General features: G+C 38.3%; 2 protein-coding genes. Both read left to right on the forward strand.

What is annotated here, in order from left to right:
- On the forward strand, positions 1 to 1,469 hold a 1,469-nt coding region (locus ACY65O_RS12445; RefSeq protein WP_462221181.1), incomplete at its 5' end, for an acyl-CoA dehydrogenase family protein.
- 102 nt (positions 1,470 to 1,571) lie between these two features.
- Positions 1,572 to 2,528, forward strand: a 957-nt coding sequence (locus tag ACY65O_RS12450) for a hypothetical protein (RefSeq protein ID WP_462221182.1), incomplete at its 3' end; no start/stop codon positions are given.

Here is a 2,528-nt window from a genome sequence, read left to right on the forward strand (position 1 = left end):
CTTTTAGTGTGGCCATTGCTGCACACACGGGTATTGGTACATTACCCATTTTGTATTTTGGTACCGAAGAACAAAAGAAAAAATACATTCCTAAATTGGCCAGCGGCGAATGGAAAGGTGCTTACGGACTAACGGAGCCGAACAGCGGAAGCGATGCATTGGGTGCAAAAACAACTGCAGTGCTGAGTGCCGATGGAAAAAATTATATTTTAAACGGGCAAAAATGCTGGATCACCAACGGAGGTTTTGCAGATGTTTATACGGTGTTTGCAAAAATTGACGGCGATAAATTTTCTACGTTTATTATAGAAAAAGGAATGGAAGGTTTTACACAGGGGCCAGAAGAACATAAGATGGGTATTAAAGGATCATCAACAGTGCAATTATATTTTCAGGATTGTAAAGTGCCGGTTGAAAATTTACTGGGAGAAATTGGTAAAGGCCACATCATTGCTTTCAACATTTTAAACATTGGCAGGTTAAAATTATGTGCAGCTGCATTGGGCGGCGCAAAAATGTCGGTAACAGATTCTATTGTATATGCAAAAACAAGAGAGCAATTTAAAACTGCCATTGCAAATTTTGGTGCTATAAAATATAAACTGGCAGAAATGGCCGTACGCATTTTTGCAAGCGAAAGCGCTTTATACCGCACCAGCAAATGGGTAGATGATAAAGAAATTGAAATGCAAAATGCAGGTAAACCTTTTAACGAAGCATTATTAGGAGCCGCAGAAGAATTTGCTGTGGAGTGCGCTATTTTAAAAGTGCATGGGAGTGAAGTATTGGATTATGTAGTGGATGAAGGTGTACAAATACACGGTGGTAATGGTTTTAGTGATGAATACTCTGCCAGCCGTGGTTACCGTGACAGCCGCATTAACCGTATTTACGAAGGCACCAACGAAATTAACCGTTTGCTTACTGTAGATATGATTCTAAAAAGAGCCATGAAAGGTAAACTGGATTTGATGGGGCCAGCCATGGCTGTTAGTAAAGAGCTGATGAGTATACCGGAATTTGGTAATGATGATGAAAGTGCTTTTGCAGCTGAGCGCAAGACAATTGTAAACATGAAGAAATGTATTTTAATGGTTGCAGGTGCTGCGGTGCAAAAACTAATGATGAAGCTGAATGATGAGCAGGAAATACTGATGAACATTGCTGATATGGCTATTGAAACTTTTGAAGCCGAAAGTACTTTGTTACGTGTAATAAAAATGACAGATAAACAAGGTGAAGCTGCAGCACAAATACAAATTGATTTGATGCGTTGTTATTTGAATGATGCAGTGGATAAAGTAAACAAAGCAGGTAAAGAGGCCATTAATGCTTTTGCCGGTGGCGATGAGCAACGCATGATGCTGCTGGGCTTAAAACGTTTTACAAAAACTGCACCGTTTAACAGTAAAGATGCCCGGAGAAGAATTGCGGATAAGATGATTGCAGAGAATAAATATCCTTGGTAATATTTTAATAACTGATTACTTTTTAGTCATTGCCAAAAGCAATGACTTTTTTTTAGCAAATAATTTTGCACTTATACTTTAATTTCTGTTTAACTTTCAGTAATGAAAATTACCCTTGCGTTTCTGCTTTTATTTACTGCATGTGTTGCATATTCTCAAACTGGTGATAAACCTTTTATAAAATTGGTAGAGCCCGGCAAAGAAAAAAATGCAGTGCGATCGTCACGTAATTTTTTAATTGGCAGTACCTGTAAAAGCTGCAACCTTACTATAAATGGCAATCCGGTAAAAGTTTTTGCTACGGGTGCATTTGCTTATGAAGTAAATTTAAAACCCGGCGACACCGCATTTAATTTAATTGCATTTGCAACACCTGATAAATCTGTCAATAGAAAAATTATTTACAACTACACTTTACCTGCGCCGCCGGATACGGTTAAAGTTTTAGATATTGGCAGCATAGAAACTTTCCCCGAAGGAAATTTAATGCTGCAACCCGGCGATAAAATAAAATTCAGGGTAAAAGCTTTAAAAGGATGCACAGTTGTTGCAGGAAAAAATATTATGCTCTACGAAATGCCGGGTGCTATGCCGGGCATTTACCAGGGAGAATATGTAATAAAAGAAGCTGATAATTTTTTGATGGAAAAAATTCCTGTAACCATTACAGACTCAGCTGGCAAGACTGTAACTAAGCAAACTAAAAATACCATCTCCATGTTTTCGCCTTTTAATCCAACCATTGCTGTTACAAAAGGCAGGTTGGCGCATTTGCTTTTTGGTTTGGGGGAAGACAGACTGGGCGGCGCAAAAATTGGTTATATAGACTCGATGGTGCAATTAAACATAGTGGGCAAGGTGGATACCAAATATAAAGTGCAGCTAACTAAATACCGTTCTGCTTTTATTGATGATGACCTGATTCAATTTTTACCCAAAGGAAATTTTACACCAGAATCGCTTACCAGTAGTTTAAGAGCCTACGGCGATTCGCTGTATGATTATGTTACGGTTGGTTTGTTTGCAAGATTACCTTATCAGTCTTTTCAGTTAATTGAA

It is taken from the genome of Ferruginibacter sp. (genome assembly GCF_031430955.1).
GTDB lineage: Bacteria > Bacteroidota > Bacteroidia > Chitinophagales > Chitinophagaceae > Ferruginibacter.